The sequence below is a fragment of the Micromonospora sp. DT227 genome (assembly GCF_049841835.1).
Classification (GTDB): Bacteria; Actinomycetota; Actinomycetes; order Mycobacteriales; family Micromonosporaceae; genus Micromonospora.
Genome location: NZ_JBNCLA010000006.1, coordinates 158441 through 184894, shown reverse-complemented (window position 1 = coordinate 184894; position 26454 = coordinate 158441). Strand labels below are relative to the sequence as shown.

21 protein-coding genes are annotated in these 26454 nt (G+C 74.3%); 6 read left to right on the top strand and 15 right to left on the bottom strand.

The annotated features are described in order from the left end of the window. Positions 1-27: 27 nt before the first annotated feature. On the bottom strand, positions 28-1500 hold the full coding sequence (locus tag ACLQ2W_RS21505) for a M1 family metallopeptidase (protein WP_425788023.1): 1473 nt from the start codon (positions 1498-1500) through the stop codon (positions 28-30). Between the two features lie 80 nt (positions 1501-1580). Here ACLQ2W_RS21505 and sthA point away from each other — a divergent pair, with 80 nt between their 5' ends. Next, a complete protein-coding gene (gene sthA, locus ACLQ2W_RS21500) occupies positions 1581-2984 on the top strand; it encodes a Si-specific NAD(P)(+) transhydrogenase (protein ID WP_425788021.1) in 1404 nt (467 codons plus the stop codon). Between the two features lie 146 nt (positions 2985-3130). On the opposite strand, the gene ACLQ2W_RS21495 is transcribed toward sthA, so the two are convergent. The 6 genes from ACLQ2W_RS21495 to ACLQ2W_RS21470 are packed head-to-tail and all read right to left on the bottom strand — an operon-like array spanning position 3131 to position 10388. Further along, entirely contained in the window at positions 3131-4918 is a 1788-nt protein-coding gene (locus tag ACLQ2W_RS21495) for a gamma-glutamyltransferase family protein (protein WP_425788019.1), read from the bottom strand. Positions 4919-4954: 36 nt separating this feature from the next. After that, positions 4955-6007: an ABC transporter ATP-binding protein gene (locus tag ACLQ2W_RS21490; RefSeq protein ID WP_425788017.1), complete on the bottom strand. Its 1053-nt coding sequence runs from the start codon at positions 6005-6007 to the stop codon at positions 4955-4957. Next, the gene (locus ACLQ2W_RS21485) at positions 6004-7023 is read right to left on the bottom strand and encodes an ABC transporter ATP-binding protein (protein WP_425788015.1); all 1020 of its coding nucleotides are present in this window, start codon (positions 7021-7023) and stop codon (positions 6004-6006) included. Before ACLQ2W_RS21485 ends, ACLQ2W_RS21490 begins: the two co-directional genes overlap by 4 nt. Further along, complete coding sequence (locus ACLQ2W_RS21480; protein ID WP_357301778.1) at positions 7020-7904, bottom strand: ABC transporter permease; 885 nt, start codon at positions 7902-7904, stop codon at positions 7020-7022. The genes ACLQ2W_RS21485 and ACLQ2W_RS21480 overlap by 4 nt, the downstream gene beginning before the upstream one ends. Next, on the bottom strand, positions 7901-8845 hold the full coding sequence (locus ACLQ2W_RS21475) for an ABC transporter permease (RefSeq protein WP_281941108.1): 945 nt from the start codon (positions 8843-8845) through the stop codon (positions 7901-7903). Before ACLQ2W_RS21475 ends, ACLQ2W_RS21480 begins: the two co-directional genes overlap by 4 nt. 1 nt (position 8846) lies before the next feature. After that, entirely contained in the window at positions 8847-10388 is a 1542-nt protein-coding gene (locus tag ACLQ2W_RS21470) for an ABC transporter substrate-binding protein (RefSeq protein ID WP_425788012.1), read from the bottom strand. Between the two features lie 168 nt (positions 10389-10556). Between ACLQ2W_RS21470 and ACLQ2W_RS21465 the strand changes: the two genes are divergently transcribed. Further along, complete coding sequence (locus ACLQ2W_RS21465) at positions 10557-12185, top strand: acyl-CoA dehydrogenase family protein (RefSeq protein ID WP_425788010.1); 1629 nt, start codon at positions 10557-10559, stop codon at positions 12183-12185. Positions 12186-12188: 3 nt separating this feature from the next. Further along, the gene (locus tag ACLQ2W_RS21460) at positions 12189-13010 is read left to right on the top strand and encodes an MOSC domain-containing protein (protein WP_425788008.1); all 822 of its coding nucleotides are present in this window, start codon (positions 12189-12191) and stop codon (positions 13008-13010) included. Between the two features lie 65 nt (positions 13011-13075). Here the strand turns inward: ACLQ2W_RS21460 and ACLQ2W_RS21455 are convergent, their stop codons facing one another. Then, a complete protein-coding gene (locus ACLQ2W_RS21455; protein ID WP_425788006.1) occupies positions 13076-13633 on the bottom strand; it encodes a GNAT family N-acetyltransferase in 558 nt (185 codons plus the stop codon). A 33-nt stretch (positions 13634-13666) separates the two neighbouring features. Here ACLQ2W_RS21455 and ACLQ2W_RS21450 point away from each other — a divergent pair, with 33 nt between their 5' ends. Next, positions 13667-14884 carry a MalY/PatB family protein gene (locus ACLQ2W_RS21450; RefSeq protein WP_425788004.1) on the top strand — a complete coding sequence of 406 codons (1218 nt, stop codon included), beginning with the start codon at positions 13667-13669 and terminating at the stop codon, positions 14882-14884. An 18-nt stretch (positions 14885-14902) separates the two neighbouring features. On the opposite strand, the gene ACLQ2W_RS21445 is transcribed toward ACLQ2W_RS21450, so the two are convergent. Beyond that, on the bottom strand, positions 14903-15481 hold the full coding sequence (locus ACLQ2W_RS21445) for a DUF664 domain-containing protein (protein WP_425788002.1): 579 nt from the start codon (positions 15479-15481) through the stop codon (positions 14903-14905). A gap of 95 nt (positions 15482-15576) precedes the next feature. Here ACLQ2W_RS21445 and ACLQ2W_RS21440 point away from each other — a divergent pair, with 95 nt between their 5' ends. Then, positions 15577-16587, top strand: coding sequence for a helix-turn-helix transcriptional regulator (locus tag ACLQ2W_RS21440; RefSeq protein WP_425788000.1), 1011 nt, complete (start codon positions 15577-15579; stop codon positions 16585-16587). Between the two features lie 33 nt (positions 16588-16620). Here the strand turns inward: ACLQ2W_RS21440 and ACLQ2W_RS21435 are convergent, their stop codons facing one another. From ACLQ2W_RS21435 to ACLQ2W_RS21410, 6 genes are all read right to left on the bottom strand, one after another. Continuing rightward, positions 16621-16932: an NIPSNAP family protein gene (locus tag ACLQ2W_RS21435; RefSeq protein WP_405089369.1), complete on the bottom strand. Its 312-nt coding sequence runs from the start codon at positions 16930-16932 to the stop codon at positions 16621-16623. Positions 16933-16955: 23 nt separating this feature from the next. Continuing rightward, positions 16956-17762 carry a TetR/AcrR family transcriptional regulator gene (locus ACLQ2W_RS21430; protein ID WP_425787998.1) on the bottom strand — a complete coding sequence of 269 codons (807 nt, stop codon included), beginning with the start codon at positions 17760-17762 and terminating at the stop codon, positions 16956-16958. A gap of 100 nt (positions 17763-17862) precedes the next feature. After that, positions 17863-19164, bottom strand: a complete 1302-nt coding sequence (locus ACLQ2W_RS21425; protein ID WP_425787996.1) for an SWIM zinc finger family protein — start codon at positions 19162-19164, stop codon at positions 17863-17865. Further along, on the bottom strand, positions 19161-21998 hold the full coding sequence (locus tag ACLQ2W_RS21420) for a DEAD/DEAH box helicase (RefSeq protein ID WP_425787994.1): 2838 nt from the start codon (positions 21996-21998) through the stop codon (positions 19161-19163). Before ACLQ2W_RS21420 ends, ACLQ2W_RS21425 begins: the two co-directional genes overlap by 4 nt. Positions 21999-22030: 32 nt before the next feature. Further along, a complete protein-coding gene (locus ACLQ2W_RS21415; protein WP_405094234.1) occupies positions 22031-22849 on the bottom strand; it encodes an ABC transporter permease in 819 nt (272 codons plus the stop codon). Between the two features lie 11 nt (positions 22850-22860). Continuing rightward, positions 22861-23832 carry an ATP-binding cassette domain-containing protein gene (locus ACLQ2W_RS21410; RefSeq protein WP_425787992.1) on the bottom strand — a complete coding sequence of 324 codons (972 nt, stop codon included), beginning with the start codon at positions 23830-23832 and terminating at the stop codon, positions 22861-22863. Between the two features lie 440 nt (positions 23833-24272). Here ACLQ2W_RS21410 and helR point away from each other — a divergent pair, with 440 nt between their 5' ends. After that, positions 24273-26420 (top strand): RNA polymerase recycling motor ATPase HelR, encoded by a 2148-nt coding sequence (helR, locus tag ACLQ2W_RS21405; RefSeq protein ID WP_425787990.1) that lies wholly within the window; start codon positions 24273-24275, stop codon positions 26418-26420. Positions 26421-26454 lie beyond the last annotated feature (34 nt).

Sequence of the window (26454 nt, the reverse complement as noted above, 5' to 3'; positions counted from 1 at the left end):
CGCCGACCCGCGGGGCCCCGGACCCGGTCAACCGACCTTGATCGACTTCGGCGTGGTCTTCGAGTCCAGCCAGGTGTTGACCAGCTTGGTGAAGTCGCGGCCGGTCCGCTCGTTGAGGAACGCGATGAAGGACGCGCGGTCCTGCTGGGTGTTGCGCTGGTCCTGCACCCAGGCGCGGGCCAGCACGAAGAACGTCTTGTCGCCCACCTGCCGGTGGATCTCGCGGAGCATGGCCGCCGGGCAGAGGTAGACGTTGCCCTCGGCGAACCGCTTCGGATCGGGTCTGCCGGGCGGGCCCAGCTTCTTGCGCAGGGCCGCGTCGCCCTCGCGCAGGTAGCGGTCCAGACTCGCCGCGCTCAGCTTCAGCGTCTCCTGGGTGTACAGGTCCTGGGCGTACTTCGCCCACCCCTCGTTCAGCCACAGGTCGGTCCAGCTCGTGGGCGTGACGGAGTTGCCGAACCACTGGTGGGCGTACTCGTGCAGCAGGTCACTGCCCCAGCGGTCCCGGCGGGCCCGGGTGTCCTCGATCTTCCCGCCCATCGTGATCATCTGCTGGGTCTCCATGCCCGACGCCGAGTCCACCACCACGACACCGCCGGAGGGGAACGGGTACGGGCCGAACTTCTTCTCCAGCCAGGCCAGGTACTGCGGGGACTTCTTCAGGTACGGCACCAGATCGTCGTCGGCGCCCTTGCGGTACCAGTAGGTCAGCGGCACGCCGCGCGGCCCCTTGGCGGTCAGCTTCTGGTACTTCCCGACCGCGAGCGTGGTCAGGTACGTCGCGACCGGGTCGGCGCTGCGGTAGGAGAACGTGGTGCCGGACTGCCCGGCCGGGGTGCCGCCGGCGATCGCGGTCCACCCCGCCGGCACGGTCACCCGGATGTCGTAGAGCGCCTCGTCGGCGGGCTGGTCGTTCGCCGGGTACCAGGTGAACGCCCCGAACGGCTCCTGCATCGTCCAGAGGCCGCCCTCCTTGGTGACGGTGAGGCCGAGGTCCTCCACGTCCTTGCGGTGCGACGGCATCGGCGTGGTCCGCGGCCGGCCGTGGTACCTGACCACCAGCGTCACCGGCTTGTCGGCGACGACCGGCGCGGACGCCGTGAGCTTCTCCCGGGCCACCGCGGCGGTGACCGGCGTGCCGTCCAGCGTCACGCCGTCGAGCTGGTAGGGCATGAAGTCGAGCACGAGGTTCGGCGCGTCCCGGACCGGACGGATCCGCAGCGTGGCGGCGCCGGTGAGGGTCCGGGTCGACGGTGCCCACTCCACCGCCAGGTCGTAGTGCAGGACGTCCAGCGCGTCGGTGCCCCGCGCCGGGTAGACCTTGTCGGCCACCGGCGTGGAACGGCCCGCCTGCCAGGCGGTGTAGTCGACGGCGGGGGCGCTCGGAACGGGCGTGGTCGGCGGAGTGGACGGGTCGGCGGCCGGCGCGGCGGGGTCGGCGGTGCACCCGGCGGCGAGCAGCGGCGCGAGAAGCAGGATCAGCGGTACGCGGTGACGCATCAGCGCACCATACGGGAATGATCCACTTCTGGAGGCCCCTCCGCTGGCGTCCGCCGGGACATGCTGCCAGGCTGTCGGGCGTGTATGACTACGACCTGCTGGTGCTGGGCTCCGGACCAAGTGGACAGAAGGCGGCGATCGCCGCGGCCAAGCTGGGCCGTCGCGTCGCCGTCGTGGACCGTCGCGACATGCTCGGCGGGGTGTGCATCAACACCGGCACCGTGCCGTCCAAGACGCTGCGCGAGGCGGTCCTCTACCTGACCGGGCTGAGCCAGCGTGACCTCTACGGAAGCAGCTACCGGGTCAAGGAGGACATCACGGTCGCCGACCTGGCCGCCCGGACCCAGCACGTGATCGGCCGGCAGACCGACGTGATCCGCGACCAACTGGCCCGCAACCGGGTCACGATGATCACCGGTACCGGCCGGTTCGCCGACGCGCACTCGGTCTGGGTCGACGCCGGCTCCGGCCGGGAGACCCGGGTCAGCTTCGACAAGGCGGTCATCGCCGCCGGCACCCGCCCGGCCCGCCCGGACAGCGTCGACTTCGACGACCGGACGATCGTCGACTCCGACGGCGTCATCAACCTGCAGGCTGTGCCGCGCAGCATGGTCGTGGTCGGCGCGGGCGTGATCGGGATGGAGTACGCGTCGATGTTCGCCGCGCTCGGCACCAAGGTGACGGTGGTCGAGCGCCGCGAGCGGATGCTCGACTTCTGCGACGAGGAGATCGTCGAGTCGTTGAAGTACCACCTGCGGGACCTGTCGGTCACCTTCCGCTTCGGCGAGGAGGTGGCGTCGGTGGAGAAACACCGCACCGCCGCGCTCTGCGTGCTGCGCAGCGGCAAGAAGATCGTCGCCGACACGGTGATGTACTCCGCCGGCCGCCAGGGGCAGACCGACGAACTCGCGCTGGAGGCGGCCGGTCTCACCGCCGACCACCGCGGCCGGATCCAGGTCGACGCCGACTACCGCACCGCGGTCGAGAACATCTACGCCGTCGGCGACGTCATCGGCTTCCCGGCGCTCGCCTCCACCTCGATGGAACAGGGCCGCCTGGCCGCGCAGCACGCCTGCGGGGAACCGGCCCGCGCGATGCCGGAACTGCAGCCGATCGGCATCTACACCATCCCGGAGATCAGCTTCGTCGGGAAGACCGAGGACGAGCTGACCGACAGCTCCACCCCGTTCGAGGTGGGCATCGCCCGCTACCGCGAACTGGCCCGGGGGCAGATCGTCGGCGACTCGTACGGCATGTTGAAGCTGCTCGTCTCGCCGACGGACGGGCGGCTGCTCGGCGTGCACGTGTTCGGCACCGGCGCCACCGAGATCATCCACATCGGGCAGGCGGTGATGGGCTGCGGCGGGACGGTCGACTACCTGCTCGACGCGGTGTTCAACTATCCGACGCTGGCCGAGGCGTACAAGGTGGCGGCACTGGACGCCGCCAACAAGATCCGCAACATCACCCGGATCGACGGCTGACCAATCCCCGCCCCACCCACCCCGCCCCTCTCCCCCGCGATCTTGCAGTTGCGGCCCGGGGGAAGCCCGGTTTGTCCACGATGTCGGGGCCGAATCTGCAAGATCGACGCGGCGAGGGCGGGGCGGGGACGGGGGCGGGGAGGGGGTCAGCGGCCGGTGGCGTAGTTCTGGGCGCCTCGGGGGTTGGCGGCGGCGGACAGGACGCCGGTGCGCGGGTCGCGGGTGACGGCGCACAGGCGGCCCAGGCTCCACGGGTCGGCGCGGCGCACGGTGTGGCCCTTCACGCGCAACGCGGCCAGCACGTCCGGGTCGATCCGGTCCTCCGCTACCAGCACGCCCGGCTCGACCTCACGCGGGTAGAACGACGCCGGCAGGCTGGTGGTGTGCCAGGCCGGCGCGTCGATCGCCTCCTGCAACTCCTGCCCGCCGACGACGTGACGCAGCAGGAACAGCAACTGCCACTGGTCCTGCTGGTCGCCGCCGGGCGTGCCGCAGGCCAGCACCGGCTCGCCCGCACGCAGCACCAGCGTCGGGCTCAACGTGGTACGCGGACGCCGGCCCGGCCGCAGCGACGACGCCAGCCCCTCCTCCAGCCAGCACATCTGCAACCGGCTGCCCAGCGGGAAGCCCAGCTCCGGGATGACGGGCGAACTCTGCAACCAGCCGCCGCTCGGGGTGGCCGAGATGATGTTGCCCCACCGGTCCACCACGTCGACGTGGCAGGTGTCGCCGCGGGTCACCCCGTCCGCGCGTACCGTCGGTTCGCCGGTGCTGGGATCCGACGGGCCGGCCCGGTGGGTGGCGTGCGCGCCCAGGTGCGCCGGGAGTCGGGGCGGCGTGCCCGCTGGCGTCCCCGGGCGCAGGTCGGTCGCGGCGCGGTCGCCGATCAGCGCGGCCCGCTCACCCGCGTACGCCGACGAGAGCAGCGCCGCGCCCGGCACGTCGGTGTCGCCGTACCACGCCTCCCGGTCGGCGAAGGCGAGCTTCAGCGCCTCGGCCTGGGCATGGATGCCGTCCACCGTGGACGGATCCAGCGCCCGGGGATCGTCGAACGCGTCGAGCGTCGCCAGCGCCTGCAACAGCACCGGGCCCTGGCCCCAGAAACCGGTCTTCGCCACGGTGTGCCCGCGCCAGTCGAGCGTGACCGGCTCCTCCCAGGAGGCCGACCAGCCGGCCAGGTCGTCACCGGTGACCAGGCCGGCGTGCGGGCGACCACTGGAGTCACGGAACGGGCGGCGACTGAACCGGTCGATCGCCTCGGCGACGAAACCCTCCCGCCAGGCGCGCCGAGCCGCCTCGATCTGCGCCACCCGGTCCGCCCCGGCATCCCGCCCGGCCTCGACCAGGCGGCGCAGCGTCTGCGCGTACGCCGGGTTGGTGACCATCTCCCCCGGCGTGGGCGGGCGGCCGTCGCGCAGCCAGAGCCGCGCGGAGGTCGGCCAATGCTCGGTGAACAGCGACCGGACCCGCGCCACGGTCTGCCCGGCGGCGCCGACCAGCGGATGACCGGCGGCGGCGTAGCCGATCGCCGGTTCCAGCACCTCGTCGAGCGTGCGGGTGCCGTGGTCGCGCAGCAGGAGCAGCCAGGCGTCCACCGCGCCGGGCACCACGGCGGCGAGCGGGCCGGCGCCGGGCACCAGGTCCAGACCGAGCGCGCGGAAGTGCGCGACGGTGGCGCCGGCCGGGGCCGGGCCCTGGCCGCAGAGCACCCGCGGGGTGGGATCGCCGGCCGTGGCGAGGATCGCCGGCACCTCGCCGCCGGGGCCGTTGAGGTGCGGCTCGACCACGTGCAGCACGAAACCGGCGGCGACCGCGGCGTCGAACGCGTTGCCGCCGCGCTCCAACACGCCCATCGCGGACTGGCTGGCCAGCCAGTGCGTCGAGGAGACCATGCCGAACGTGCCGCGCAGCGTCGGCCGGGTGGTGAACGTCATCGGGCGGCTCCTGCGGGCGACGGCGGCCCGGTGAGCCTACGCCGCGCCGGTGTCGGCGCGCGCCGCGCCGCCGTCCCGGTCCGGCCCGTCCGCGCGGTCCGTTCCGACGACGGGCAGCAGCGCGCCGTCCAGCGGGAACAGGCAGGCGGCGTGCTGGCCGGGACCGACCTCGACCAGCGCCGGATCGGTTCCGGCGCACGCGTCGCGGGCCTGCGGGCAGCGGGTACGGAAGCGGCAACCGCTGGGCGGGTCCACCGGGCTGGGGATGTCACCGGAGAGCACGATGCGCCGGCGTTCCCGCTCGACGCGGGGATCGGCCACCGGCACCGCCGACAGCAGCGCCGCCGTGTAGGGGTGCGCCGGCCGCTGGTAGATCCGCTCCGGCGGGCCGGTCTCCACGATGCGGCCCAGGTACATCACCGCGATCCGGTCGCTCATGTGCTCGACGGCCGCCAGGTCGTGCGCGATGAACAGGTAGGTCAGCCCGAGATCGCGTTGCAGCCGCCGGAGCAGGTTCATGATCTGCGCCTGCACGCTCAGGTCCAGCGAGGCGATCGGTTCGTCCAGCACGATCAGATCCGGTTCGCCGGCCAGCGCGCGGGCCACCCCCACCCGCTGGCGCTGGCCGCCGGACAGCTCGTGCGGGTGCCGGTCGGCGGTCTCCGGCCGCAGGCCGACCAGCTCCAGCAGCTCGGCCACCCGGGACCGGCGGGCGGCGGCGGACGTGGCCAGCCGGTGCACCACAAGCGGCTCGGCGACGCTGTCCGCGACCGTACGGCGCGGGTCCAGCGACGCCTGCGGGTCCTGGAACACCATCGCCACGTGCCGGCGCATGCCGCGCAGTCGACGCCGGGACAGCCGGGTCACGTCCGCGCCGGCCACCCGGACCCGGCCGGCGGTCGGGTCGACCAGCCGCATCAGCGCCAGGCCGGCGGTGGACTTGCCGCTGCCGGACTCACCGACCAGGCCGAGCGTCTCGCCCCGGCGGACCGCCAGCGTCACGCCGTCCACGGCGCGGACCACGCCGGCCGGGGTCGGGAAGTGCACCGCCAGGTCGTCCAGTTCGGCGACCACGTCCGCCGCTGTCATGGCGTCTCTCCCGGATAGAAGGTGCGGACGGTGTGCCCGTCCCCGACCGGCGTCAGCGGGGGCAGCTCGTGCTCACACCGGGGGTCGGCGCGCACCGGGCAGCGCGGCCAGAACGCGCAGCCCGGCGGCAGGTCGAGCGGGCTCGGCGGGGCGCCCGGGATCGCCACCAGGTCCTCGCCCCGGCGGGCCGGGTCCGGCCGGGCCGCGAGCAACGCCCGGGTGTACGGGTGCGTCGGGGCGTCGAACACCGCGTCGACCGGGCCCTGCTCGACGATCCGCCCCCCGTACATCACCGCGACGGTGTCCGCGATACCGGCGACCACGCCCAGGTCGTGGGTGACCCAGACGACCGCGGTGCCGAGCCGCTGCTGGAGGTCGGCGACCAGCTCGACGATCTGCGCCTGGGTGGTGACGTCGAGCGCGGTGGTCGGCTCGTCGGCGATCAGCAGGTCCGGCTCGCAGGCCAGCGCCATGGCGATGACGACGCGCTGGCGCATGCCGCCGGAGAACTGGTGCGGGAACGCGTCGACCCGTTGCGCGGCCGACGGGATGCCGACCAGGTCGAGCAGCTCCACCGCCCGGGCCCGGGCGGCGCGGCGGGTCAGCCCGAGGTGCGCCTCGGCCGCCTCGGTGACCTGCCGGCCGACCGGCAGCACCGGGTTGAGCGAGGTCATCGGATCCTGGAACACGAACCCGACGTGCCGGCCGCGCAGCCTGCGCCGGCGGTCGTCGGGCAGCGCGCTCAGCTCGGTGTCGAGCAGCCGGACCCGGCCGGTGACCGTGGCGGCGCGTGGCGCCAGGCCGGTCGCCGCGAGCAGCGTCATGCTCTTGCCGCTACCGGACTCGCCCACCAGCGCGAACGTCTCGCCGGCCCGCACCTGCCAGGACACGCCGGCCACGGCGCGGGCCGGCCCGCGCCGGGTGCCGACGGTGACGGTGAGGTCCTCGACGGAGAACACGACATCGTCACTGGTCATGCGCTCGTGGCCCTCGCTTCGCTCGGTGCGCTCGCTCATGCGGTGGTGCTCCTGCGGGCCTCGCTGAGGGTGAGCTGGCGGGGGTCGAGCACGTCGCGCAGCGCGTCACCGACCAGGTTGAACGCGAGCACGGTCAGGAAGATCGCCGCGCCCGGGAACACGCCCAGCCACCAGGCGTCGGTGACGAAGCCCCGCCCGTCGAAGAGCATCCGACCCCAGGCCGGCGCCGGCGGCTGGATGCCCAGCCCGAGGAAGGACAGCGCCGCCTCGGACAGGATCGCGAACGCCAACGACAGCGACGTCTGCACGATCAGCGGCGCGGCGATGTTGGGCAACACGTGCCGGCGCATGATGCGCAGGTCGGACGCGCCGATGGAGACGGCGGCCCGGACGAAGACCTGCTCGCGGACGGCCAGCACACCGGCGCGGGTGATCCGGGCGAAGATGGGCGTGTAGACCACGCCGATGGCGACCATGGCGGTGAGCAGGCCGGGCCCGAGCACCGCCACGATGGCCACCGCCAGCAGCAGCACCGGGAACGCGAACAGCACGTCCATGCAGCGCATCAGCACGCTGTCCAGCCAGCCCCGGTAGTAGCCGGCGAACAGCCCGAGCGTCACGCCGGCGACCAGCGCGATCCCGACGCTGACCACGCCGACCTGGAGCGAGACGCGCGCCGCGACCAGCACCCGGCTGAGCACGTCCCGGCCCAGTTCGTCGGTGCCGAACGGGTGTGCCCCGCTGGGTGGTCGCAGCATCGCGTCGACGTCGACGTCGTTGACGCCGGACGGGGCCAGCCAGGGACCGGCGACGCCCACCACGACCAGCAGCAGCAGGACCAGCGTGCCGCCGACGGCGAGCGGGTCGCGGCGCAGCGCGTCCAGCACGCGACGCCGGGTGCTCTCGGATGCGCCGCTCACCTGACCGTGATCCTCGGGTCGAGGCGGGCGTAGAGAATGTCCACCAGCAGGTTGACCAGCAGGAACAGCGCGGCCACGAGCAGCACGGCGCCCTGCAGGACCGGATAGTCGCGGGCCTGGACCGCGTCGAACGTGAGCCGGCCGATGCCGGGCCAGGCGAACAGCACCTCGATGACGATCACCCCGCCGAGCAGGCTGGCCAGTTGCACCGCGACCACGGTGACGACCGGGATCAGCGCGTTGCGCAGCACGTGCCGCAGGATCACCACCCGGTTGCGCAGCCCCTTCGCCTCGGCGGTGCGCACGTAGTCGGCGGAGAGGACCTCCAGCACCGAGGAGCGGATGAACCGGGTGAGGATCGACGCGGTGACCAGGCCGACGGTGACCGCCGGCAGCGCCACGTGCGACGCCCACCGGCCCGGGTCCTCGGTGAGCGCCACGTAGCCCGACGGCGGCAGCCAGCCCAGCACACCGGCGAAGAGGATGATCCCCATGATGCCCATCCAGAAGTCGGGCACCGAGACGCCGAACTGGCTGAACACGCGCGCCGCGTGGTCGACCGCCGAGCCGCTGCGCACCGCCGCGACGATGCCCAGCGGGAACGCCACCAGCAGCGCGAACACCACCGCGGTGAGCGCCAGCGACAGCGTCGCCGGCAGTCGTTCCAGCACGATCCGGCTGACCGGCTGGCCGGTGCGGAAGCTGACCCCGAGGTCGCCGGTGAGCGCGTGACCGAGATAGCTGGCGTACTGCACGGGCAGCGGCTGGTCCAGGCCGGCGCGTTCCCGCAGCGCCTCGTACGTCTGCGGGTCGAAGCGGGTGCCGAGCGCCACCCGCACCGGATCGCCGGGCACCAGTTGCAGCAGCAGGAAGACCACCAGGGTCACCCCGAGCAGCACGACCGCGGACTGGAGGACCCGCCGCAGGACGAAGCGGGTCATGTCACTTGCCGAGGGCGACCGTGCGGAACCGGATCGCCCGGTCGCTGCGGACGTCGTAGCCGGAGACCTTCTTCGACCAGCCCTGCACCACGTCCGGGTTGTACAGGTAGAGGTAGCTGGCGTCGTCGACGATCTGCTTCGCCGCCTGGTCGTACGCCTGCTTGCGGGCGCCCTGGTCGGTCTCGGTGCGGGCGGTGTCGAGCAGCTTGTCCACGGCCGGGTTGGCGTACTTGTGGAAGTTGAACGTGCCGCCGCTGTGGTGCTGGGCGTAGTAGAACTCGTCCGGGTCGACGTTGCCCAGCCAGCCGAGCATGAACCCGTCGAAGTTCCCCTTGGCCTGCTCGTCGAGCCACTGGGCGAAGTCCAGCGTACGGATCTTCACGGTGATCCCGACGTCCTTGAGCTGCGCGGCGATGACCTGGGCGGCGGTGACCGTCTCCGGGTACTCACTCGTGACCATCAGGTCCATGGTGAGGTTGCCGACGCCGGCCTGGCCGAGCATCTGCTTCGCCTTGGCCGGGTCGTGCGAGAAGGGCGCGTAGTCGTAGAAAAACGCGCTGTTGCGCGGGATGGCGGCCTGGTTGACCGTGGCGAGACCGAACTTGGCCGCCTTGGTGATCGCCTCCCGGTCCAGCGCGTAGCCGATCGCGCGGCGGACCTCGGGGTTGTCGAACGGCTTGCGGGCCTCGTTGAGCGCCACGTACCAGTAGTCGGTGGAGGGGGCCGTCTTCACCACCGGGTCGTCGCCGTCGCGCAACGACGTCACCTGCTGCGGCGGCAGGTTGTCGGTCCACTGCACCTGGCCGCTGCGCAGGTTCTGCAGCGCGACGGTCGGGTCCTTGACGAACGTGAAGGTGACGCCGTCGAGCTTCGGCTTGTCGCCCCAGTACGTGTCGTTGCGGACCAGCTTGATGCTGTCACCCGAGGTGTAGCCGGCGACCTTGAACGGGCCGCTGCCGACCGGCGCGGTCTTCACCTTGCCGGACTCCACGTTGGACTTCTCCACGATCGCCACGCCCTTGAAGCCGCCCAGGTTGGCCAGCAGGTTGGGGGTGGGCGCGGTCAGCGTCACCACGACCGTGGCCGGGTCGGGGCCGGTCACCGACTTGACGGTGGCGAACTTGTAGGCGGTGTTCAGCTTCTGCTTGATGATCCGCTCGTAGGAGTAGACGACGTCCTCCGAGGTCAGCGGCGACCCGTCGGAGAACTTCGCCCCGTCGCGCAGGGTGAACGTCCAGGTGAGCTGGTCGGCGCTGGTGGTCCACTTGGTGGCCAGCGACGGCACCATCTTCAGGTCGGCGTCCGGCTCGACGAGCGTGTCGTAGACGTTCTCCAGGACCTGGAAGCTGTAGTAGGCGGACGTCTTGTGCGGGTCGAGCTGGTCCGGTTCGCCGCCGATCGCGGCGTTGAGGACACCGCCCGCGCCCCCGGCGCTCCCGCCGCCGTCACCGACGTCGACGGCCTCGCCGCCGCTGCATCCGGACAGGACACCGGCCGCGAGCGTGAGCGCCGCGCCGATCACGCCGAGCTTGTTCCTGGACATTGGCCCCCCTGCCGCTTTCCGAACAAAAGAAAGTTTCGGCCACTCTTCTCGCCGAGCGGGATGATGTCAACCGAATCGAGCCGAATCGACCGGTCGACGCGCGGTTGCCGGTCGGGGTTGAACGGTGGTTCAATCCACCTTCCGCCACCGCGTGCTGGGAGTGCCGCCGTGACCACACACGAGGTCGTCAACCAGGTCCCGCCGCTGGTCGGCCACGACACCGCCGACGATCCGGCGCTGCTCGACGGGCTGGCGCGGGAGGGCGCCGGCTGGGCCGCCGCCGGGCTGCGCGAGCTGGGCCGGCTGGCCGGCGGCGAGACGGCCACCGAGCACGGCCGGCTGGCCAACGAGCACCCCCCGGTGCTGCGCACCCACGACCGTTACGGCCACCGCGTCGACGAGGTGGAGTTCCACCCGTCCTGGCACGAGCTGATGCGCACCGCGGTCGGGCACGGCCTGCACGCCGCGCCGTGGGCCGACGACCGGCCCGGCGCGCACGTGGCCCGCGCCGCCGGCTTCTACGTCTGGCGGCCCGACGCCGGGCACGGCTGCCCGATCTCGATGACCTACGCGGCGGTGCCGGCGCTGCGGCACAGCCCCGAGCTGGCCGCGCGCTACGAGCCACTGCTGACCAGCACCGAGTACGACTTCGGGCTGCGCCCGCCGGAGAGCAAGCGCGGCCTGTTGGCCGGCATGTCGATGACCGAGAAGCAGGGCGGCTCGGACGTGCGCGCCAACACCACCACCGCCCAACCCGAGCCGGACGGCAGCTACCGGCTGGTCGGGCACAAGTGGTTCACCTCAGCGCCGATGTGCGACCTGTTCCTCACGCTCGCCCAGGCGCCGGACGGCCTCACCTGCTTCCTGGTCCCCCGCGTGCTGCCCGACGGCGGTCGCAACCCGATGCGGCTGATGCGGCTGAAGGACAAGCTCGGCAACCGCTCCAACGCCTCCGCCGAGATCGAGTACGAGCACGCGGTGGCGTGGCGCGTCGGCGACGAGGGTCGCGGCGTGCGCACCATCATCGACATGGTCAACCTGACCCGCCTGGACTGCGTGATCGGCGCGGCGGCCGGCATGCGCCAGGGCGTGACCACCGCCGTGCACCACGCCACGCACCGGAAGGTGTTCGGCCGCTACCTGGCCGAGCAGCCGCTGATGCGTAACGTGCTGGCCGACCTGGCGGTGGAGTCCGAGGCGGCCACCGTGCTGATGACGCGGCTGGCCGGCGCGACCGACCGGTCGGCGCGTGGCGACGCCGGCGAGACCGCGTTCAAGCGCCTGGCGCTGGCGGTCGGGAAGTACTGGGTCTGCAAGCGCTGGCCGGGGCACGCCGCCGAGGCGCTGGAGTGCCTGGGCGGCAACGGCTACGTCGAGGAATCAGGCATGCCGCGGCTGTTCCGCGAGTCGCCGCTGAACTCGATCTGGGAGGGCTCCGGGAACGTCGCCGCGCTGGACGTGCTGCGCGCGCTCACCCGGGAGCCGCAGGTGCTGGCCGCGTACGAGGCGGAGGTGGCCGCCGCGGCCGGCGCTGACCCGCGCCTCGACGCGGCGGTCCGCGCGGTGCGCGACGAGCTGGCCGACCACACCGACCTGGAGCTGCGGGCCCGCCGCGTGGTGGAGCGGCTCGCGCTGGTGCTCCAGGGCGCGCTGCTGGTCCGGCACGGCCACCCGGCGGTCGCGGACGCGTTCTGCGCGTCCCGGCTGGGCGGCGACCACGGTCAGGCGTACGGGACGCTGCCCGGCGGCCTCGACCTCGCCGCGATCATCGACCGGGCCACCCCGAAGGTCGGCTGACCGGTGCGACTCGTCTCGGCCCACATCCACCCGGTGAAGTCGCTGGCCGGCGTGGACGTCGAACGGGCCACGGTCGAGCCGTGGGGGCTGCGCCACGACCGGCGCTGGGTGCTGCTGCAACCGGACGGCGCGGTGCTCACCGCCCGCACCGCGCCCCGGATGCTCGGGCTGACCGCCGTGCCCGGCGTCGACTCCCTCACGCTCACCGACCGGGCCGGCGGTTCGCTGGTCGTCCCCGAGCCGGTGGCCGGGCCACCGGCCGCCACCACGCTGTCCCGGCTGGACTCGGTGCGCCTGGCCACCGCCGAGGCGCACGACTGGCTCACCGAGCGCCTGGCGCGTCCGGTGCGGCTGGGCTGGCTGGACGACCCGCGCCGCCGCCCGGTGTCGACCGACCACGGAGGCCGCCCCGGCGACCCGCTGAACCTCGCCGACGCCGGCCCGCTGCTGGTCGCCACGCTGCCGTCGCTGCGCCGGCTGCGGGACTGGATCGTGGAGGGCGCGCTGGAGCGGGGCGAGCCGGCGCCGGACCCGCTGCCGATGGCCCGGTTCCGGCCCACCGTGGTGCTCGACGGCCCGGTCGCGCCGTTCGCCGAGGACGGCTGGACCCGGGTGCGCATCGGCGCGGTCGACTTCCGGGTCGCCGAACGCTGCGACCGCTGCTCGCTCACGCTGATCGACCCGGTGACGCTCACCAGCGGCAGGGAGCCGATCCGCACGCTGGCGCGGCACCGGCGGTGGGACGGGAAGGTGTGGTTCGGCATCCGGCTGATCCCGGTCGGCGCCGGCGAGATCCGGGTCGGCGACCCGGTCACCGCCGACTGACCGCCTCCCGGGGCCCGGGGCCGCCCGCCGCCGGCTCAGCCCGCCCGGGGCCGCACGCGGCCGGCTCAGCCCGTGCGGGGGCGCCACTCGTCGGCGAGGACGGCGAAGACGAGCTGGTCGGCCCACTCGTCACGGAACCGGTAACTGCGCACGTGCCGCGCCTCCCGGCGCATGCCGAGCCGGGCCAGCAGCCGGGCGGACGCCTCGTTGCCGGCGTGGCACCGGCCCGTCACCCGGTGCAGCCCGAACGCGCCGAACCCCCAGTCCAGCAGCGCGCCGGCCGCCTCGGTGGCCAGGCCCCGGCCGCCGTGGTCGGGATGGAAGACGTACCCCAGCTCGGCGGTGCGGTCGGCGCGGCTGCGCCAGACCAGCTCCACCGTGCCGATCACCCGGTCGCCGGCGACCGCGGCCAGCGTCAGACAGTCGCCCTCCGCGCGCAGCGCGTCCTCGCCCACCATCGCGGCCACCGACGCCCGGGACTGCTCCCGGGTACGCGGCTGCGCGAGCGTCCAGCGGCACACGTCGGGACGGCGCTGCCAGGCGTGCACGTCGTCCAGGTCGTCGGGCGTGACCGGGCGCAGCAGCAGTCGCGGCGTCCGCAGTGGATACGTCGGGCGGGCCATCGGGCGATGATAGAGCCGCCTAGGGTGAACGGTATGCGCGTTTCCGCCGACGACCGCAACCCGCTCACCCGGCTGACGCTGGCTCAGCTCCGGCAGCGCACCAGCGTCAAGTGGCGGCTGCACCCGCCGGACGTGCTCCCGCTCTGGGTGGCCGAGCAGGACGTACCGCTCGCGCCGCCGGTGGCCGACGCGCTGCGCCGCGCGGTCGAGCTGGGCGACACCGGTTACGCGCACGGGACGGGCTACGCGGAGGCGCTCGCCGGGTTCGCGGCGCAGCGCTGGGACTGGCCGGACTTCCCGGTCGGGCGCAGCACGCTGGTGCCCGACGTGATGATGGGCGTGGTCGAGGTGCTGCGGCTGGTCACCGACCCGGATGACGCGGTGGTGGTCTGCCCGCCCGTCTACCCGCCGTTCTACGCGTTCGTCTCGCACGCCGACCGGCGGGTGCTGGAGGCCCCGCTCGGGCCGGACGGGCGGCTCGACCTCGCCGCGCTGGACGAGGCGTTCCGCCGGGCCCGGCTGCTCGGCGCACGGCCCGCGTTCCTGCTCTGCAACCCGCACAACCCGACCGGCGTGGTGCACCGCCGCGACGAGCTGGCCACCGTCGCCGAGCTGGCCGCACGGCACGGCGTCCGGGTCGTCTCCGACGAGATCCACGCTCCGCTGGCGCTCGCCGGCGCGCGGTTCACCCCGTACCTGACGGTCCCCGGTTCCGGGAACGCGTTCGCGCTGCTGTCGGCGTCCAAGGCGTGGAACCTCGCCGGTCTCAAGGCGGCGGTGGCGGTCGCCGGGCCGGACGCCGCCGCCGACCTGGCCCGGATGCCGGAGGAGGTCAGCCACGGGCCCAGTCACCTGGGGGTGCTCGCGCACACCGCCGCGTTCGCCGCCGGCGGGCCGTGGTTGGACCAGCTCCTCGACGGCCTCGACGCCAACCGCGCGTTGCTCGGGACGCTGCTCGCCGAGCACCTGCCCGCGGTGTCCTGGCAGCCGCCCGACGGCACCTACCTCGCCTGGCTGGACTGCACCCGGCTCGGCCTGCCCACCGAGACACCGGGTGACGGGCCGGGCATCGTCACCGACCTGTCCGGTCCGGCGCGGATGTTCCTCGACGACGCCCGGGTGGCGCTCAGCTCCGGGCACGTCTTCGGCACCGGCGGCGCGGGCTTCGTCCGGCTCAACTTCGCCACCTCGCCCGCCGTGCTGACCGAGGCGGTGACCCGGATGGGCCGGGCCGTCGCCACGCCGGGGTGAGGGCGGGCACGCGCCGGGTCAGGCGGTGGTCCGCCGGTCGAGCGTCTCGCGCAGGATCTCCGCGTGCCCGGCGTGCTGCCGGGTCTCGGCGATGACGTGCATCAGCACCGCGCGCACGCTCAGCACCGTGCCGGGCTCGTGCCAGGGCACGTCCGGCACCGGATGCGCCGCCGACAGGTCGGCCAGGCCGGCGACGATCTCCTCGGTACGGGCGGCGACCCGCGCGTACCGGTCGAGGATGGCGGGCAGCGTGTCCTCGGGCAGCATCTGGAACGTCCGCTCCCGTTCGATCGCCCAGCGCGGCAGTTCGCGCGCCGTGCCGGCCAGGAACTCCGCCCAGGTCACGCCGTCGGGCAGGGTGAAGGTCATCACCGCCGGGCCGTCGACCACGAACCGCAGCCAGGCCTCCTCGCCGGACGCGACGTGCTTGAGCACCCCGCCCAGGCAGAGCGCGCTGACGGTGGGGCGCTCCCCCGCCCGGGCGTCGGTCAGGTCGCGCACCGTGGCGGTCAGCGCGGCGCGGGCGCCGGCGAGCGCCCGGAGCAGGTCGGTCCGCTCGGCGTCGAGCGTGGTGGGCGGCGCGGTCGGGGCGGTCATGGTCATCGGTTCCTTCCGGTCGGCGATCGGTACCGGTCCACGCTCGCAGGCGTAGCGGTCAGTTCCTGTCCGCTACCCGGGGCAGAATGCGGCCCATGTCGACGACGTCCGCCCGCCTGCTCGCCCTGCTGTCCCTGTTGCAGGCCCGTCGCGACTGGCCGGGCGCGGTGCTGGCCGAACGGCTCGGGGTGAGCGCGCGGACCGTGCGCCGCGACGTCGACCGGCTGCGCGAGCTGGGCTATCCGATCGCCGCCGCCAAGGGCCCGGACGGCGGCTACCGGCTGGGCGCCGGGGCGGCGCTGCCGCCGCTGCTCTTCGACGACGAGCAGGCCGTGGCGCTCACCGTGGCGTTGCAGACCGCGGCGACCACCGTGACCGGCATCGAGGAGTCCGCCGCGCGGGCGCTGACCACGGTTCGGCAGGTCATGCCGGCGCGGCTGCGCCACCGCGTCGACGCGCTGCGGGTGGTCGCGGTGGAGAAGTCCGGCGGCGCGGTCCGGCCCCGGGTCGAGCCGGGCCTGCTGGTGACGCTCAGCGCCGCCGTGCACGCCTGCGAGGTGCTGCGCTTCGACTACCCGGCCGGGCCGGCGGCCGATGCACCGCACGGCCTGCCACCGCCGCGCCGGGTCCAGCCGCACCACCTGGTCACCTGGGGCGGGCGCTGGTACCTCGTCGCCTGGGACCTGGACCGCGACGACTGGCGCACGTTCCGCGTCGACCGGATCAGTCCGCGCACCCCGACCGGCCCCCGGTTCACGCCCCGGGAGCTTCCCGGCGGCGACGTGGCGGCGTACGTCGCCGGCCGGTTCCACGGCGCCGGCGGCCCCGGTGACTGGCCGTGCCGGGGGGAGGTGATCCTCGACCTGCCGGCCCGGACGGTCTCCACCTGGACCCGCGACGGCCTGGTCGAGGAGCTCGGCCCGGACCGCTGCCGGCTGGTGCTCGGCGGCTGGTCCTGGCCCGGCCTGGCCGCCCTGCTCGGCCGGTACGACGCCGACATCGAGGTGGTCGGGCCACCCGAGCTGCGGGACGCGTTCGCCCGCCTGGCCCGGCGCTACGCCGCCGCGGCCGTCGGCCCCCGGGCCCGGGGGCCGGCTTCCCCGTGACCACCGCCGCCGCCCCGCAGCGCGGCGACGGCGTCAGTCGGTCGGCAGGAGCGGGCGCATGAACGTGCGGTCGTACCGCAGCACGCACCCCGACTCGTCGCGGATCCGGTCGGCCGCGACGAACTCCGGGTCCACGCCGAACCGGGAGCGGTACCGCTCGTACGCCGCCAGGCTCTCGAAGCTGAACAGCGCCTCGGCCCGGTCGCTGGCGCCCTCGGCGGGCAGGAAGTAGCCGTGGTGCACGCCGCCGTGCCGGGCCACCAGCGTCATCCAGGCGCGGGCGAACCGTTCGAACGCCTCGATCCGGGCGGGATCGATGGTGTAGTGCACGACGCACGTGATCATGCGACCACCCTAGCGGCGCGCGGTCACCGCCCGGCGTCGGCCGGGGGCGAGCCGAGCGGGCCGGCCCCGCCCGTGCGCTCGGCGACCACCACCGCGATGCCGTCCAGCACCCGCCGCAGCCCGAACTCGAAGGCGTACTCCGGGCCGTAGGCCGCGCCGTGCGCCGCCCCGGCGGCCGAGCCGACCCGGGCCGCGATCGGGTAGCTGCCCGAGGTCATGAACTTCTCCAGCCACGGGCCGTGGATCTGCCACCACTGCCCGTCGGTCATCCCGGTCTCGCGTTCCAGCCGCGCGTCGTCGTGGTCGGCGCGGGCGATGCTCTTGACGTGCCCGAGGACCAGGGTGAGCACGGCGTCCATCTCCACGTCGTCCAGCCCGATGTCGGCCACGGCGCGCAGCTCGTAGTCGTACTTGGCGAGCGTGTGGGGGCCGAGCACCGGGCGGCTGGTCTCGGCGCGCAGCAGCCACGGGTGGGCGCGGTAGAGCGCCAGGTTGTCCCGGGCGATCCGGTCCAGCCGGCCGCGCCACCCACCCGGCACGTCGGCCGGTCGCGGCATGTCGCCGTAGACGGTGTCGACCATGACGTCGAGCAGCTCCGACTTGCCGGGCACGTAGGTGTAGACCGACATGGTGCCGGCGCCCAGCGCCTCGCTGACCCGCCGCATGGTGAGCGCGTCGATGCCCTCGGCGTCGGCGATCTCGACGGCCGCCCGCACGATCCGGTCGACGCTGAGCCCCGGACCGGTGCCGCGGCTGGTGGGCTCCCGGGTGCGCCAGAGGATGGCCAGGCTGCGTGCGGGATCGGCCTTGCCGCTGCGCTCCTTCGACATAGTGGCTCCATCCTACCGATGGCATACCGTATGGCGTACGGGCCGTCCGCTGAGGCGGCCGGCCGGAGCGGGACCCTCCGGCCGGCCACCGGTCCGCGGATCAATCCCTCGACAGGTCCAGCAGCGCGTCGGCCGGATCCGGTCCGGGCGGGCCCGCCGGCCACCACCGGCCGGAACGCCTGCGGAACGGGTACCAGCGGCCGTCCGGGCCGTAGCGGACCTGCACGTCCCGGCCCACGGTCCAGCGGTTGCGCCAGTTCCGCACCTCCGGCGTCGCGCCGCCGATCCCGCCGGCCTCGCGCAGCGCGTCGGTGGCCCGGGACACCAGCTCCTTCGGCGGGCTGAACACCGCGTCGACAGCGGCCAGGCCGGCGGCGCCGGCGTACTCCCAGGCCCTGATCGCCAGCGGCAGGTCGGCGGCCCGGCCGCTGGCCTCGCCGAGGCGGCGCGCGGCCCGCGAGCGCGGCATCCGCGACGCCAGCCGCACGGCGTCCGACCACGCGTCGGGCTCGGGCGCGAGCACCTCGGCCGCGTCGGCGGTGAGCAGACGCCGGGCCCGGGACGCGGCATCCGCGGCGAGCACGCCCAGCGCCTCGGCGTCCAGGCCGGGCGCGTCGTGCGGGGCCAGCAGCGGCGTGAGCGCCATCGGCTCGTCGCGGACCGCCGGCGGCGGTCCGGGCAGGGCGGCCGGGACGGTCGCGTACGCCTCCTCGGCCCGGACGCCGACGGCGTCCGCCGCGCCGGCGGCGACCGCGCGACCGGCGTTACGCGTGCGCAGCTCCTCGATCAGCTCCGGCTCCGCCCGGCCCCGCATCAGCAGCAGCACGAACGGATCACGGTCCAGCAGCCAGGACGCCTGGTAGGACAGCGCGGCGGCGTGCCGGCAGGGATGGTCCCAGGACGGGCAGTCGCACGACGGCTCCAGGTCGCCGTAGCCGGGCAGCAGCCGCACCCCGGCGTCGTCGGCGGTGGTCACCAGGTCCTGCGGCATGTCCCGGTCGAGCAGCGCGGCGATGTGCCCGGCCCGGGCGGCGACCCGGTCCAGCAGGCGGTCCCACTCCGCGTCGGCGAGCGTTCCGATCCGGACCTCGGTGTGGTGCGGGGTGTACTGGTCGCCGTCGTGCACCGGCGCGGAGATCCGCCCGGGGCTGACCGTGATCGGCCCGACCTGACCGGCGAACGCGTACCGCCGGCCCTTCCTGAGCTGTTCCGGGTCGAGCGCGGTGTGTTCCATCGACTCGATCCAGGCGTTGCCCCACCAGGTGTCGGCGAACTTCCGGCCGATCCGTCGGCCCGGCCCGAACGCCGGGAAGCTGCGGGCCCGCCCGTCGTCCTCGACCGGCCCGGCCGTCTCGTCGTCCGGCTCGTCGTCGAACTCGACGTCGAAGTCCACGTCCGTCATCCCTCGTCGCGTAGCCGCACGAGCCGGAGCAGCTCGGCGTCGGACAGTTCGGTCAGCGCGGTCTCGCCGCCGGTGAGCACCGCGTCGGCCAGCTCCCGCTTGGACTCCAGCAGCGCGGCGATCCGGTCCTCCAGGGTGCCCTGGGCGATCAGTCGGTGCACCTGCACCGGCCGGGTCTGCCCGATCCGGTACGCCCGGTCGGTGGCCTGCTCCTCCACGGCCGGGTTCCACCACCTGTCGTAGTGGATGACGTGGTCGGCCCGGGTCAGGTTGAGACCGGTGCCGGCCGCCCGGAGGGAGAGCAGGAACACCGGCGTCGCGCCGGCCTGGAACCGGCGGACCATCTCCTCGCGCTGCGGCACCGGCGTGCCGCCGTGCAGCAGTTGCGCCGGCACGCCCCGCTCGGCCAGGTGCCGCTCCAGCAGCCGGGCCATCCGCACGTACTGGGTGAAGACCAGGGCGCCGCCGTCCTCGGCGAGGATGGTCTCCAGCAGGTCGTCGAGGAGCTGCAACTTCTCCGAGCGGCCGGCGAGCTCGCCGTGCGGCTCCTTCAGGTAGTGCGCCGGGTGGTTGCACACCTGCTTCAGCCCGACGAGCAGCTTCAGCACCAGCCCTCGGCGGGCGATGCCGGTCGGGTTGGCGCGGATCTCGCCCATCACCTCGTCGACGACCCGGCGGTAGAGCGTCTCCTGCTCGCCGGTGAGCGACACCAGGTGGTCGGTGACCGTCTTCGGCGGCAGCTCCGGCGCGATGCCCGGGTCCGACTTGCGGCGCCGCAGCAGGAACGGACGGACCAGACGGGCCAGCCGGTCCACGCCTGACGCATCCCGGTCCACCTCGATCGGCCGGGCCCACCGGGCCCGGAACGTGCCGACCGTGTCGAGCAGGCCGGGCGTGGTCCAGTCGAGGATGGTCCACAGCTCGGAGAGGTTGTTCTCCACCGGCGTGCCGGTGAGCGCGAGGCGGGCGTCGGCGGGGATCTCGCGCAGCGCCCTCGCGGTGCCGCTGAGCCGGTTCTTCACGTACTGCGCCTCGTCCGCGACCACCATCCCCCACCGTCGCCCGCCGAGCACGGCCGCGTCCAGTCGCATGGTGCCGTAACTGGTCAGCACGAACCCGTCGGTGCGGTCGTCGAGCGTGCGGGCCGCGCCGTGGAACCGGCGGACCGGCACGCCGGGCGCGAACCGGCGGATCTCGCGTTCCCAGTTGCCCAGCACCGAGGCGGGGCAGACCACGAGCGTCGGCCCGGTGAGGGCCGGGTCGGCGCGGCGACGCAGGTGCAGCGCGACGACGGTGACGGTCTTGCCCAGACCCATGTCGTCGGCGAGGCAGCCGCCGAAGCCGAGCGAGGTCATCCGGTCCAGCCAGCGCAGCCCACGCAACTGGTACGCGCGGAGCGTGCCGTCCAGCCCGGCCGGCGGGACCAGCCGCTCGGGGCCGCCGTCCGGCTCGGCGATCCGCTCCCGCAACGCGCCGAGCCAGCCGTCGGCCACCACCTCGACGCGTTCGTCGTCCACCTCGGTGCTGGCGATCAACGTGGCGGCCAGCGCGTCGTACGCCTGGAGCGGAGGGAGCTGCCGCTCCCGGGCCCGGCGGGCCAGCTCCGGCTCGACCGCCACCCACCGCTCGCGCAGCCGGACGATCGGCCGGGACTTGGCGACCAGGTCCATCTCCGCGTCGGTGAGCGCCTCGCCGGCGAGCGTGAGCTGCCAGCTCCGCGGCATCCGCGCGGCCGAGCGGAGGAAGCCGGCCGGGTCGGCCGGCTGTTCCGGCGGCGAGGAGATCAGGACGCGGGCGGTGAGCTCGCGGGACAGCTGCGGCGGCCACTCGACGTCGATGCCGGCCGCGGCGAGCCGCCGTTCGGCGCCGCCCAGCAGGTCGATCAGGTCCTCGTCGAGCAGTTCCAGCTCGACCGGGGCGGCCTCGTCGAGCAGCCGGGCCAGCGGCTGCCACACCGTCGCGGCCCGGCGCACCGCGCGCATGGCCTCGAACGTGGCCTGCTCGCCGAGGCCGTGCTCGTCGCCCTCCCAGAGCGCGGCCGCGTCGCTGACCACCGTCGGGTCGGCGAGGCTGCGCAGGCGGACCACGGCGGTGAGGCCGGCGGTGGCGAGGTCGCCGCGCCCCTCCAGCCGTAACGCCACCCGCAGCCCGGTGTCCACGCCGGCGGAGACCTCCCGCGCCCAGTCGCGCAGCTCCTCCACCGGCTGCGGGTCCAGGCCGGTGAACCGGTCGTCGCCGGTCAGCCACGGCGCCGCCGGGATACGCGGCAGCGTGTCGGCCACCGCGTCCAGGAACGCCCGGACCAGGTCCTCGGCGTCGGGCAGCACGAGCGTCCCGGCGAACGGGTCGACCGGCATGGCGCGGGCCCCGGCCGGCATCGCCGCGGCGAGCGCCCGGATGCGCTCCACGTCGGCGACGTCGAAGGGGCCGACCCGCCAGGCGTCGTGCCCGTCCGGGGTGACACCGGGCAGCAGCCGGCCCCGCGCCACCAGGTGCAGGCCGGTGACCGCCACCGCCGACCAGAACGCGGCGGCGGGCGTCACGTCCGCCGCGCCGCGCAGCCCGACGAGCTGCCGGACCGCGTCGGCGACCGGCACGGCGCAGACCCGCACCTGCCACGCCTCGACCGGGCCGTCGAGGGGCAGGGCCAGCGTCAGCTCGCGGACGTCGCCGAGTTCGTCGCACTCGTCCGGCACCGCGTCGCCGGTCGGGTCGTAGAAGCTGACCGTGCCGGCCCGGGGCGGATCGCCCGGCTCGAAGACGACCGCGAACCGCCCGAGCAGCACCTCGTACCTCCCGATCGTGCCGGCGGCCCCACCCCGCTTGGCGTACAACGTACCGTAGCCTACCCGTCCGGCCGGGCGGGTCAGTTGCGCAAGGAGCGGTATCTGCGGACCGCCAGCGGCAGGAAGACCGCCACCAGGACCAGCGGCCACGCCACCGCCAGCACCGGGTAGTGGGACACCACCCAGGAGTCACCGCCCCAACCGGGGTTGCCGAACAGCTCCCGGACGGCGCCGACGGTGGCCGACAGCGGGTTCCACTCCGCCACCGTCCCGAGCCACGCGGGCATGGTGGACGGCGCCACGAACGCGTTGGACAGGAAGCCGAGCGGGAACTCCAGCGTCTGCACGCCGGCGACCGCCTGCTGCCCCTTCATCACCAAGCCGAGGAAGATGCCGACCCAGACCAGGGCGAAACGCAGCAGCAGGATCAGCCCGAACGCGGCGAGCGTGTCGCCGACGCCGCCGTGCGCCCGCCACCCGACGGCGAGGCCGGCGAGCACCATCACCACCAGGGTGACCACCGCGAACAGCATGTCGGCCGCGGCGCGGCCGATCAGCGGGGCCAGCGGCGACACCGGCATCGACCGGAGCCGGTCGGTGACGCCCCGGTCGACGTCGGCGGAGACGGCCAGGGTGGTGAGGCTGATGCCGAACACCATGGTCATGGCGAACATGCCGGGCATCAGGAACTCCCGGTAGCTGCCGCCGCCGGGCACCCGGAGCGCGCCGCCGAACAGGTAGGCGAACATCAGCACCATGACGACGTCGAAGCCCAGCGACGCGATCAGCGGCCCCGGGTCGCGGCGCCAGTGCGCCAGGCTGCGCCGGGTCAGGGTGACGCTGTCGGCGAGCAGGAACGGTCGCCCGGGCACGGCGGCCGGGCCGACCGCGGTGGGCAGGGTCGCGCCGGTCACGCGGACACCTCCTCGGCGGCCCGCGAGTGGCGGCCGGTCAGGTGCAGGAACACCTCGTCGAGCGTCGGACGGCGCAGCGCCACGTCGGCCACGGAGACGCCGCCCGCGTCGAGCGCCCGCAGCACCTCGGTGAGCGCGCCGCCCCGGTCGCCGACCGGGGCGCTGACGCGGCGGCGGTCGGGGTCGACCTCCGGCTCGGCATCGGCGACCAGACGCAGCCGCGCGGCGGCCACGGCCAGGTCACCGGCGTCGTGCAGCACGAGGTCGATCCGGTCGCCGCCGAGCCGCGACTTCAACTCGTCGGGGCTGCCCGCGGCGATGACCCGCCCGCTGTCCAGCACCGAGATCTGGTCGGCGAGCTGGTCGGCCTCGTCCAGGTACTGCGTGGTGAGCAGCACGGTGGTGCCGGAGCGGACCAGCTCGCGGACCGACTCCCAGACCTCGTTGCGGCCGCGCGGGTCCAGACCGGTGGTCGGTTCGTCGAGGAAGAGCACCGACGGCGTGAGGATCATGCCGGCGGCGAGGTCGAGCCGGCGCCGCATGCCGCCCGAGTACGCCTTGACCGGCTTGTCGCCGGTGTCGGCGAGGCCGAAGCGCTCCAGCAGCTCGGTGGCGCGCTGCCGGGCCCGTTTCGTGCCGAGGTGGCAGAGGCGACCGAAGATGACCAGGTTCTGGTGGCCGCTGAGCACCTCGTCCAGCGCGGCGTGCTGCCCGACCAGACCGATGCGGTGGCGCACCTGGTCGGGCCGGCGGGCGACGTCGAAGCCGGCGACCTCGGCCCGCCCCTCGTCGAACCGGAGCAGGGTGGACAGGATCCGCACCGCGGTGGTCTTGCCGGCGCCGTTCGGGCCGAGCAGGCCACACACGGTGCCCGGCGGGACCCGCAGGTCGAACCCGTCCAGGACGGTCCTGTCGCCGTACCGCTTGCGTAGCCCCGCCGCGATGATCGCGTGTTCGCCCGCTGCCACGTCGCGCCCTCCTCCGCAGTGTCGCCCCGACGGCGACTTTAGCGTACATCATACGGTAGGCGATACGGCATTGCCGGACGCGACGTGGGGGGACGCCGACTGGACGGCGGGGTCACGGCATTTCGGCGGAGCGCGGTCCGGCGACGGCCGGGATGGCCGGGACGGCGCGGAGCGGAGCGGCGCGGGCCTCGCGACGGCGAATCGGCCCGGGAAAGAGCGGGGGCATTCGCGTTCCCCGCCACCATCACCATATAGCGCACTCCGGGTCTTGCGGCAAGACCCCGGTGAGGGCGCAGAATGGCCGGCCGAAGCGATTCTCCCGACATGAAAAGGCCGCCACGAGCGGCGGGTGACTCGTGTCCGCGTCCGCCCGGACCGGCCCACCACAAGCGTTTCGCGGCACCCCGGCCGGCCGCCGGCCGCAGATCGGAGCTGATTTCGTGAATCAATCCGCCACCAGCGTCTTCGACCTTCCCGAGCGCCTCTCCGCGAAGGCCGATCCCGAACTGATCGCCCACGACGAACGGCACTTCGCGACCATCAGGGAGAGCCTGCGACGGTCGATCGCCGAACTGTCCGACCGGCTCGACGCCGAGCGCCGGGCCGCCGGCGGCAAGGGCCGGCAGGCCGTCGACCGGGACCAGGAGATCCGCCGGCTGACCGCGCGGTTGCGTACCCTGCGCCGGTACGGCCTGGACCTGTGCCTGGGCCGGATGGTCGGCGCGGACGGCGCCGACCCGGTGTACGTGGGCCGGCTCGGCCTCACCGACGGCGCGGGCGGCCGGCTGCTGCTGGACTGGCGCTCCCCGGCCGCCGAGCCGTTCTTCGGCGCGACCCACGCCAACCCGATGGGCCTGGCCAGCCGCCGCCGGTACCGCTGGACGCGGGGCCGGATCACCGACTACTGGGACGAGGTGTTCACCGCCGACGGGTTGGCCGGGCACGCCGCGCTCGACGACCAGTCCGCGTTCATCGCCAGCCTGGGCGACACCCGGTCGGCCCGGATGCGGGACGTGCTCGGCACCATCCAGGCCGACCAGGACGCCATCATCCGGGCCGGGTCTCAGGGCACGCTGGTGGTCGACGGCGGGCCGGGCACCGGCAAGACGGTGGTCGCGCTGCACCGCACCGCGTACCTGCTGCACGCCGACCCACGGTTGGGCGAGCGCCGGGGCGGCGTGCTGTTCGTCGGCCCGCACCAGCCCTACCTGAGCTACGTCTCCGACGTGCTGCCCAGCCTCGGCGAGGAGGACGTGCAGATCTGCACACTGCGTGACCTGGTGCCCGAGGGCGCGGCGGCGGTGGCCGAGACCGACCCGGCGTCGGCCCGGCTGAAGTCGTCCGTCGACCTGGTCCGGGCCGTCGACGCGGCGGTGCGCTTCTACGAGGAACCACCCACGTCCGGAATGACGGTCGGCGTCGCGGACGCCGAGCTGCGACTGACCGCCGACGACTGGGCGGACGCGTTCGCGGCGGCCGGGCCCGGCGTCCCGCACAACGAGGCCCGCGACGACGTGTGGGAGGAGCTGCTCACCATCCTGCTGGAGCGGTACCACGGCGACGAGCCGGAACACGCGGTCCGGCGGTCACTGGCCGGCAACCGCGACCTGGCCGTCGCGTTCGGGCGGGCGTGGCCGCTGCTCGACCCGACCGACGTGGTGGCGGACCTCTGGTCGGTGCCGGCCTACCTGCGCCGGTGCGCCCCGTGGCTGAGCGTGGACGAGATCCGTACGCTGCGCCGGGACGACGCCCGCGCCTGGACGGTCGCCGACCTGCCGCTGCTGGACGCGGCGCGGCAGCGGGTCGGCGACCCGGAGGCGTCCCGGCGACGGCGCCGGAACGCCGCGGCCCTGGCCGCGCAGCGGGAGCGGATGGACACGGTCGTCGACGCCCTGATCGCCACGCACGCCTACGACGACGGCGAGGGCCTGATGACCATGCTGAGCGGTGCGGACATGCGGACCAGCCTGATCGACGACAGCGGGCTGGCCGTCGCCGACCCGGACCTGCTGGCCGGCCCGTTCGCGCACGTGGTGGTGGACGAGGCGCAGGAGCTGACCGACGCGCAGTGGCAGATGCTGCTGTCGCGCTGCCCGTCGCGCAGCTTCACCGTGGTCGGCGACCGGGCCCAGGCCCGGCACGGGTTCGCCGAGTCCTGGCGGGAGCGGCTGGAGCGGGTTGGTCTCGACCGGATCGAGCTGGCCTCGCTGACCGTCAACTACCGCACCCCGGCGCAGGTCATGGCTGTGGCCGAGCCGGTCATCCGGGCCGTCCTCCCGGACGCCAACGTGCCGACGTCCATCCGCACCGGCGACCTGCCGGTGCGGTACGGCGACCGGTCGGAGCTGGGCGCGGTGGTGCACGGGTGGCTCGCCGCCCACCCCGAGGGGACCGCCTGCGTCATCGGCGACCCCGCGTTCCCGGCCCCGGCCCGGGTCCGGTCGCTGACCCCGGAACTGGCCAAGGGGCTGGAGTTCGACCTGGTCGTGCTCGTCGACGCGGCGGCGTTCGGCGACGGCGTCGCGGGCGCGGTGGACCGCTACGTCGCGATGACCCGGGCCACCCGGCAGCTCGTGGTGCTCGGCTGACCGCCGCGGCGGGGCGGCGACGTGCCGTCCCGCC